The 8,543-nt window shown below is 68.1% G+C and carries 7 protein-coding genes and 1 pseudogene; 3 read left to right on the top strand and 5 right to left on the bottom strand.

The genetic code is table 11. The features are described 5' to 3' along the window. Nucleotides 1-95: 95 nt before the first annotated feature. The 3 genes and pseudogenes from G446_RS16635 to dapF form a co-directional block, all read left to right on the top strand. On the top strand, nt 96-470 hold the full coding sequence (locus tag G446_RS16635) for a hypothetical protein (RefSeq protein ID WP_051285754.1): 375 nt from the start codon (nt 96-98) through the stop codon (nt 468-470). A 92-nt stretch (nt 471-562) separates the two neighbouring features. After that, nucleotides 563-1,558, top strand: a complete 996-nt coding sequence (locus tag G446_RS16630) for a hypothetical protein (protein ID WP_034469641.1) — start codon at nt 563-565, stop codon at nt 1,556-1,558. A gap of 420 nt (nt 1,559-1,978) precedes the next feature. Further along, nucleotides 1,979-2,950: pseudogene (gene dapF, locus G446_RS20950) on the top strand (diaminopimelate epimerase); the annotation flags it as partial. 584 nt (nt 2,951-3,534) lie between these two features. Here dapF and G446_RS0107605 read toward each other — a convergent pair. The 5 genes from G446_RS0107605 to G446_RS0107580 form a co-directional block, all read right to left on the bottom strand. Continuing rightward, the gene (locus tag G446_RS0107605) at nt 3,535-4,008 is read right to left on the bottom strand and encodes a hypothetical protein (protein WP_156916573.1); all 474 of its coding nucleotides are present in this window, start codon (nt 4,006-4,008) and stop codon (nt 3,535-3,537) included. A 535-nt stretch (nt 4,009-4,543) separates the two neighbouring features. Beyond that, the gene (locus G446_RS0107600; RefSeq protein WP_169721275.1) at nt 4,544-5,071 is read right to left on the bottom strand and encodes a hypothetical protein; all 528 of its coding nucleotides are present in this window, start codon (nt 5,069-5,071) and stop codon (nt 4,544-4,546) included. A 445-nt stretch (nt 5,072-5,516) separates the two neighbouring features. Then, complete coding sequence (locus tag G446_RS19905) at nt 5,517-5,765, bottom strand: hypothetical protein (protein WP_156916571.1); 249 nt, start codon at nt 5,763-5,765, stop codon at nt 5,517-5,519. A 465-nt stretch (nt 5,766-6,230) separates the two neighbouring features. Then, complete coding sequence (locus tag G446_RS0107585) at nt 6,231-6,857, bottom strand: class I SAM-dependent methyltransferase (RefSeq protein WP_026409709.1); 627 nt, start codon at nt 6,855-6,857, stop codon at nt 6,231-6,233. Nucleotides 6,858-7,027: 170 nt separating this feature from the next. Continuing rightward, a complete protein-coding gene (locus G446_RS0107580) occupies nt 7,028-8,359 on the bottom strand; it encodes an MFS transporter (RefSeq protein ID WP_425393877.1) in 1,332 nt (443 codons plus the stop codon). Nucleotides 8,360-8,543: the final 184 nt, after the last annotated feature.

Genomic DNA, 8,543 nt, shown 5'->3' with positions numbered 1-8,543 from the left:
CCCCTACAGGAGACCCCTGGAAACATTCGAGCAGACCATCACCGCGGCACTCGCACTCTATTCCTTCAAGACCACCCACTGAATAACCTTCCTGGATGACGGTGGACGGTCAAAAGGAGTCGGTTAGGGTTAGCGAGAGCGTCGGTTCTGCCGTGACTGGCCTTCGTGATGCGCAGGCTTTGCCGGGTCGCGGGGCCTGGTTCTACTCACACCTGTGGGTGGAATTGCCGGAGGGTGTGCTGCACCAGGAGTCGGACTGGATGTGCACACCAGGCATGGAGAACGCCGTGGATCTGGGGGCGTGCAAGACGGAGCTGGACCGCTATCCTCGTGATCAGGAGTTCATTCCGGACTGGCTGCGTAATAAGGTCGAACAATGGCGTCTGGAGCGCGGCCATGTGGTTGCCGAATATGTGGCGGAGACGGAGGAAGAATACCGGCTTGAAGGCAGGAGGTATCGTTATCCGTGAAACTGTTCTCCGAGCCTCATGAAATTTTTACAGCTCCGCAGCATCGCGGTATCATTTTGTAAGATCTTAATCGATGACAATGAGGAGGGGTCATGGCCGGTGAATGGGAGTACGCGGCTCGGGACGGGTTCAACTTTGCGCGGAACGAGATGCAGGCGTGGTTGGAGGAGATAGAGGCGGAGCGGGTCGATGTCCACTATGACGGGGTCGGCTTGCTGGAGCGCATCAGGTTCTGGTTGACCGAGAACGGCGTGAAAAGGCCGCTGGATGAGCCGGATGAGGAGGTCTACGGTTTTGTTCAGGTTCTTCGGAAGGTGCAGGCCGTGCCGGGTCGGGGTGCGTGGTTCTGGTCGCACTTGTGGATGGAGATGCCCGAGGGTGTGCTGCATCAGGAGTCGGATTGGATGCGTGAACCCGACCTTGATGTGGGCGAGGAGCCGGACCTGTACCATTACAAGGCGGAACTGAATCACTACCCCCGCGATGAGAAGAACATCCCCGACTGGCTGCGTAAGAAGGTGGCGCAGTGGGAGGTCGAGCGGGGTTCGGCGTTCAATCGGCGCATCGCCGAGCTGGAGGAGGATTTCTACGTGCTGACTCACGGCCCTCGTGGCTCACAGGCCGAGCGGGAGGCGGTGCGTACGGGGAGGCTCCCCCGGATGAGGGGCGGGGCGGAGTTCGACCTGGCCCGGGAGCGGGTGCTGGCCTGGCTGGGGGACAGCGGTGCTGAGCGCATTGACATCCGCATCGAGGGGCTGGGCTCCTTTCAGCACATCAGGTACTGGTTGACCGCGGATGGGAAGAAGGAGGCTGCCCGGGCCGATGAGGGCGTGGCGGAGGCCGTCGAACAACTCCGTCACGCTCAGGCCCTGCCCCGCCACGGGGCCTGGCTGCGCTCACACCTGTGGATGGATACTACTATGGATGAGGGCAGGGGCGTGCTGCATCAGGAGTCGGACTGGGTGGGCGAACCCGATCTCGGCGACGGGGAATCCAGCGCCGACCGGTGCGCGGAGGAGTTGGAGATGCACTCGCGCGAACCCGGACTCACCCCCCACTGGCTGAGAACCCGGACCGAACACCACTGACAAGCCGGACCCGGCCGACCGCGCCATTGCGTCGGTCCCGGCTGGCCCTGATCTTCCCGGTGGGAAAAACTCATTATGGAATAAGGAATCGGGAATAGAAAACCAGCCCATCGTGTATCGGTGGCCGCGACCGATGATACGTGAGCGGGGCTGGTGTTTATAAAGTGAGTATACAACGAGTAGCGGACGAGCCTCAATCTCAAGTGCCGCAGATCGCTGCCGGTGCCAGCTGGGGACGAGACGCGCTTGATCATGAGGCGGTTACGGGAGACTGTCGATCGACTCATAGGTACTCCCATGGGTGTCGAGATCGCTGGCAAGTGGAGTTTGACGTCGTCGTCCATCCGCGTGACGCGGCAGGCACGGCTCCGGCGGGCGGGGAGGGCCGCGGGCGCGGCGACCTCGCCTAGGCTTGCGACCGTGACCGAGACGACCGACGCCGCCGCGCGCGCGCCGCTGGCGGGCCGCACCCTCATCAAGGGGCACGGCGCGCAGAACGACTTCCTGCTGCTCGTCGACCCCGAGCGCGAGGTCGATGTGAGCGCCGCCGAGGTCGCCGCCCTGTGCGACCGCCGCGCCGGTATCGGGGCCGACGGCTTCGTGCGCGTGGTGCGCACCGCCGCCCTGCCCGGGGCGCAGTCCTTCCACGAGGCGGTCCCGGAGGCGGAGTGGTTCATGGACTACTACAACGCCGACGGGTCGGTGGCGGAGATGTGCGGCAACGCCTCCCGGCTCTTCGCCGCCGTCCTGAACGAGGAGGGGCTGGCGAGCATCGCGGACGGGCAGTCGATCACCATCGGCACCCGCGGCGGGGCGCGCACCCTCACCCGCGCTGGCGAGCTGTGGACGGTGGACATGGGCCCGGCCCGGCTCATCCGCCCCGACGGCGCCGTCGCCGACCTCGACGCCGAGGGCTGGGACACGACCGTGGTCGTCCCCGGCCTGGAGGGGGAGCGGGCGGCCCTGAGCGTGGCCATGCCCAACCCGCACACCGTCGTCGCCCTGGCCACCGAGGCCGAGTTGGAGGCCGCCCTCTTCGCGGGCCTGACGGACTCCGACGCCCCCGACTACGACCCTCGACCTCCCTCGGGCACCAACCTCGAGCTCGTCGTCCCCCTGGCGGATGAGTTCGACGGCGAGGGCGGCACCCCCGTGGGCCGGGCCCGGATGCGGGTGCTCGAGCGCGGGGTGGGGGAGACCCGCTCGTGCGGAACGGGCTGCTGCGCCGTCGCCATCGCCCTGCACGAGTGGAGCGGCGAGGACGCGCCCGAGGACTACCTCATCGACACCCCCGGCGGGCGGGTCGGGGTGCACGTGGGCGCCGACCCGTGGGCGCCGGGCGCCACCGTCCTGCTCACCGGCCCGGCGCAGATCGTCGCCCACCTCACCCTTCCGCCCGAGCGCGAGGCCGCCCGGCCCGGACGCGAGGCCGATCGGGAAGAGCCTCCCGCGATCGCGCCGCTTAAGCGGATTATGGCCCGAATCGCCCCCTTCTCCATCGGGGGCGGGATCTTCAGACCCCGCCCGCTGCTGACCATCGAGGAGTTCTTCGACGGGAACGACGTCGACGGAAGCATCTGGTGCAATCTCATTATCGAGACCCCGCAGGGCACGAGCTCGCCCACACCGGCCATGGCCCGCGAAGTGCTGGAGCAGATCCGCAGCCGCCCGGAGGTCGACGACCTCCGCGTGGCGGTCTCGGACATCGAGAATCCCGACTGGCCGTTCTCGGAGGAGGTCATATTGGTGACCGACGTTGACGCCACCACCGTCCGCAAGTGGTTCTACAGCGATGTCGCTCCCGACGCCATCCGCGGGATCAGCGAGAAGGAGAAGGGCGATTACGAGGACATCGGCGTCCCCGCCAGCCGCATGGTCATGTGCTGGTGGGACTGAGGCCGTGCGGGCGGCGGGCCCCGTTGGGCCCGGCTCGTTGGCGGCGGTAACTCTATTGTGCGCATGCCGGTCGAAGGGTGTCAGGTGTAGAAGGTATTATGGGGCATGTACATGTTTCGGGCCGCATACATGTTCTGGGGCATGTAGGGGGTGAAGGTGTTGTCGGATTGCATGAGGGGCTCTTTCTGCCCCCAGGGGTCGTAGGCGAGGATCTGCATGGCGGTGGCGTACGTCTGCTGCCCGATGTCGCGCGAACTGAGGGGGTAGGAGTTCAGGACGCTGCCGGGAAGAACGATCTCCTCCTGGTCGAGGGCCACGAGAATCAGGCTCATCATGGCCGGGGTGGAGGTCCCCGGGACGTACTGGGACACGGTCTTGACCGTGATATGCCCGTGCGCATTCTGCCAGGGGATGAACAGTGCCTGCATTCCGGGCTTCTCGAGCAGAAGACCACTGCTGTCGACGACGGTGCGCGTTCCTTGCTCCTTGCGTATGAGCCACACAAAATAGGCCACAATGGGGAGGAATAGCAGTACGAAAAGGGTGATGACCAAGAAAATCGTCCCTAGCGATTCCCCTCCTGAATCATAGTTAGAGCCGAGTATGCCGATGAATAACATCATGGTCATCAGGATGAGGAAGATGAGTAATATGAGGATGGCGATGAGCCTGTCGCTGGTGGTCTGGGAGCTCACAATGAGCTTGTCTGGGAGGCCTGGATTCGTGCGCGGAGCAGGGGGCTGTGCCATGGAGGGAATTATAGGACGATCTCGTCGCTGAGGCGACGGGTCCGTCTTCCCATGCGTTTCCGGGGAGGTTCCCAGGGTCTCGGCGAGGATCGGTTCGGTCGGTCTGGGCGCGGAGGGCGAGCCGATCCGGCCGGGTGCTCGGGCCGTGGAGTGGGGCGAGCCGACGACCTCGGCCCGCAGCAAGAGCCCTTGGGCGCCGTCGCGGCCGGACCGTCGACTCGCGTAACCGGTCGGGTGGCCCCTTTTCAGGGCCGTGGCGCCCCGGGGCTCGGACCGGCTCGCTCGAATCCTGCTCGTCGACGGCGGCGGCCGTATCGCGCGCGTGCCGGATGCTGGGGTGTCAGGAGCGCATGATGTTCTGGAACATGTACATGTTATGGAGCGCGTACATGTTACGGGGCGCGTAGGGGGTGAAGTTGTTCTCGGATTGCATGAGGGGCTCGCTCTGCCCCCAGGGGTCGTAGGCGAGGATCTGCATGGCGGTGGCGTACGACTGCTGCGCGATGTCGCGCGAACTATTGGGCTGAGAGTTCAGGACGCTGCCGGGAAGAACGACCTGCTCCTGGTCGAGGGCTACGAGGATCAGGCTCATCATGGCCGGGGTGGAGGTCCCTGAAATATACTGGGACACGGTCTTGACTGCGATATGTCCGTGCGCGTCCTGCCAGGGGATGAACCGCGCCCGCATTCCCGGCTGCTCGAGCAGAAAGCCACTGCCGTCGACGACGGTGCATTTCCTCTGCTCCTTGTTCACGAGGTGCTTGTAATAGATGCAAATAGGGGTGAGCAGAATCGCGAAGAGGGCGATGAGGAACAAGGACGAGGGCGCCCCGGATGGATATCCCCTCGAATAGCTGTCATAACTCAATAGGAAAACGATGAAAAACAGCGTCATGACCGCCAGAATGAAGAGGATGAGGCCGGCGATGACGTTGATACTCCTGTTGCCGGAGATCTGCGAGCGCACGACGAATTTGTCTGGGAGGCCTGGATTCGTGCGCGGAGCAGGGGGCTGTGCCATGGAGGGAATTATAGGGCGATCTCGTCGCTGAGGCGACGGGCCCTCCTCCCCGTGCGCCTCCGGAGGAATCTCCCTCCCCGCTTCCGGGCCCGGCGCCTCCAGGATCGGCCGCCCCGAGTCCGCGGCGCGCTCCCGTGCCGCCGTCGGGCTCCGAACGCCCCACCAGCACGCCGACGGCACCGATCATCCGACAATCCGCTACCGACTTCGCCGAGATCCTGGGGTGCCGCCGAGTCCTGCTCGTCCTCGTCGACGGTGGCGCCCGCGTCGTGCGCATGCCGGCCGAGGGGTCTCAGGTGTAGAGGGTATTCCGGGGCATCCAGGGGGTGAAGGTGTTGTCGGACTGCATGAGGGGCTCTTTCTGCCCCCAGGGGTCGTAGGCGAGGATCTGCACGGCGGTGGCGTACGTCTGCTGCGCGATGTTGCGCGGGCGGTAGGAGCTCAGGATGCTGCCGGGAAGAACGATCTGCTCCTGGTCGAGGGCCACGAGGATCAGGCTCATCATGGCCGGGGTGGCGGACCTGGGGACGTACTGGATCACGGTCTTGACCGTGATATGCCCGTGCGCATTCCGCCAGGGAATGAATAGCGTCTGCATTCCGGGCTGCTCAAGCAGGAGGCCATTTTTGTCGACGGTGGTGCGCGTTCCGCTCGCCCTGTATATCCTCCACAATAGATAACCGATGGGGACGAGGGAGAACAGTGTGAAGAAAATGACAGCAGAACGCATTTCCGACAACGATCCTGAACCGTGATAATATGAAGGAGTGGTCGCCCATTCCATGACTGCGAGGAGCAGGATGAATAAGATAATTATGCAGAGGATGCCGCAGGCTAATCTCACGATGTCGTCCTGGGAGCGCACGACGAGCTTGTCGGACAGTTCGGGCAGACCCGTATTCGTGTAGGGGGCACCGGGCTGCGTCATGAGTGGAGTATAGGACGATCTCATTGCCGACGACACCGATCCCGCTCAACCGCCCGGCCGCTCGCCCGCCCCGGGCCCTCAGGCGGCCCGCATGGACGGCCGCCCGACCCGCAGGACGCGGAACCCCTTGGAGGAGGCCGCCCTCTCGACGTCGTGCCCCTGAGCGGCCAGCCACTTCATCAGCGAGTCCGCCCCGAGATTCCTGCTCACGACGAGCCAGGCCTCGCCGTCGTCGCTCAGCAGTCCCAGCCAGGTGAGCAGCATGTCGTGCAGCGCCGCCTTGCCGATGCGCACCGGCGGATTGGACCAGATGAGGTCCACGTACGCGCCCGATCCCTTCAGCTCGGCCGCCAGGGCCGTGGCCTCGGCGGCATGGATATTGGCGTGCCCGGCCGCGGCGGCATTGCGGGCGGCGAGGTCGACGGCGCGCTCGTTGACGTCCGCGGCCAGGACGGTCGCGCCCGGGGCGGCGTCGGCCAGGGCCAGAGCGATCGGCCCCCACCCGCAGCCCAGGTCCAGCAGGAGGCCGGACTCGGGAGGGTCGGGGACGCGGTCGAGGAGGACCTGCGTGCCCTTGTCCAGACGGTCGGCTGAGAAGACGCCCGACGCCGTCGTCACCGTGTGCCGGGTGCCGCGGATGACGAAGGAGTGCTCGCGCTCCTCGGCGGGGCCGGCGGGAGAGGCGGTGAAGTAGTGCTCGCTCATCGGCTCAGGCTATCGGTTCTCGCGGCTCGTGAGCGGTGGTCCGATCTCCGGCGGGTCCGTTCGCGCCGCGATGGAACAGTCCGCCCGCACCGGCGGACCGGCGCGCCGAGTTGTCCACAGGGTGTGCACTTCCCGCCGGTTCCGCGTGACTTTTCCGCCGGTTCCGGCGTTCAGGCGGCGCGGCGGGCCAGCAGCGGGGTCAGGGCCAGCATGAGCGTCAGCGCTGCGACGACGGGCACCGCCAGTCCCTCCTCCACGCCCGTCGCCGAGGGGGCCGCGCCCGCCGTCACCAGGGTCCCCAGCGCCGCCCCGCCGGCGTTCGAGGCGACCGTCACCGCCGTGGCCGCGCGGGCCTCGGAGATCCCGTCGTCGTCCAGCCCCAGTTCGCCGGGCGCCGTGACGCAGCGGATGATCGTGTCCTGGTGGGTCAGCCCCATCCCCAGGCCCGCACTCGCCCAGCCCGCGTGCAGCAGCCACCACGGCAGCGCGCCGGCCAGCGCTGCGGCCACGAGGGCGCCGCCGACGGCGAAGCAGGCCCCGCCCGCGCCGGTGCGCGCCAGGTAGGCGCCTCGCCCCCGGGCCGGGTGCGCCCCGCACCACATGGCCACGGCGCTCCAGGCCAGGCCCGCCGCGGTCAGCGCCCAGCCGATCGCCGCCGGCCCCAGGCCCAGGACGTCGTGGGCGGCCGGCGAGATGAGGAAGTCCAGGGCGAAGTAGGCGGCGCACACCCACGCCAGGGTCGCCATGGCCGCGCGCCGGCCCGGCCGCAGGCGCAGCACGCCCGCGGGGAAGACCCGGCCGCACGCCCAGACGAGGGCGGCCGCCCCAACCGGGCCCGCGAGCCGCAGCCAGGCCCCGGCGGGCGCGAGGCCGATGACGGCGACGCCGGCCGCCATGACCGCCGCCGGCAGGAGCGGGGGGCGGGCCCCGCCGTCGTCGGACACCCGCAGCCCGCGGATCTGGCGGGCCATGACCAGGCGCGCCGCGATGAGCAGCGGCGTGTAGGCCACCAGCGCCCACCGCCAGCCCCAGGCGGCGCAGACCCCGGCCGCGTAGGCGGGGCCCAGCAGGGAGGAGACGATCCACGTCGCCGAGCCCGCCGCCAGGAACAGGCGCCGCCACGCCTCGGGCAGACCGGCGACCAGCACCCCCATGGTCACCGTCGCCAGGGCCCCGGCGGCCAGGCCGCGCAGCACCTCCCCGGCGGCGTACACGCCCACGTTCGGGGAGAGGGCGCCCAGCACCGCCCCGGCCACGAGGACGCCGGTCAGGACGGTCATGAGCCGCCCGGCCCGCCACCGGGCGAGCATCGCCCCGCCCAGCGGCATGGTGAGGAAGGCGGGCACCGTCCCGGCCGCGGTCACCAGCCCGTAGCGGTCGCGGGCGCCCAGGTCGGCGGCCAGGAGGGGCAGGACCGTCTGGTTGAGGTAGGTCTGCATGCCGGCGAGCAGCTCGACGACGAGCATCGCCAGGGCCAGGTGCCCGACCGGGGTGGTGAGCACGGCTCGCACCGACACGGGCCGGTCGGACCGGCCCGGCGATCGGGGGCCCGCCCCGGGCGGCCGCGGGCTCTTCCCGGGCGGCTGGGGGTCCGACCGGGGCGGCTGGGGGCTCGGGCTGGTCACGGCGGGAGCGTAACCGGATCCGTCGTTTCGGACCGGCGCCGGGGCGGGCCGGTCCGGCGGG

Origin of the sequence: Actinomyces dentalis DSM 19115, from assembly GCF_000429225.1 — a bacterium.
Taxonomy (GTDB): Bacteria; Actinomycetota; Actinomycetes; order Actinomycetales; family Actinomycetaceae; genus Actinomyces; species Actinomyces dentalis.
The sequence above is the reverse complement of the archived record's forward strand: the minus strand, read 5'-3'. Positions and strand labels throughout refer to the sequence as shown.

Bases quoted from the DNA above. Each gene is read 5' to 3' on its own strand.
- G446_RS0107585 (WP_026409709.1), bottom strand. From the start codon at position 6,857: ATGAGCGAGCACTACTTCACCGCCTCTCCCGCCGGCCCCGCCGAGGAG.
- G446_RS16630 (WP_034469641.1), top strand. From the start codon at position 563: ATGGCCGGTGAATGGGAGTACGCGGCTCGGGACGGGTTCAACTTTGCG.
- G446_RS16635 (WP_051285754.1), top strand. From the start codon at position 96: ATGACGGTGGACGGTCAAAAGGAGTCGGTTAGGGTTAGCGAGAGCGTC.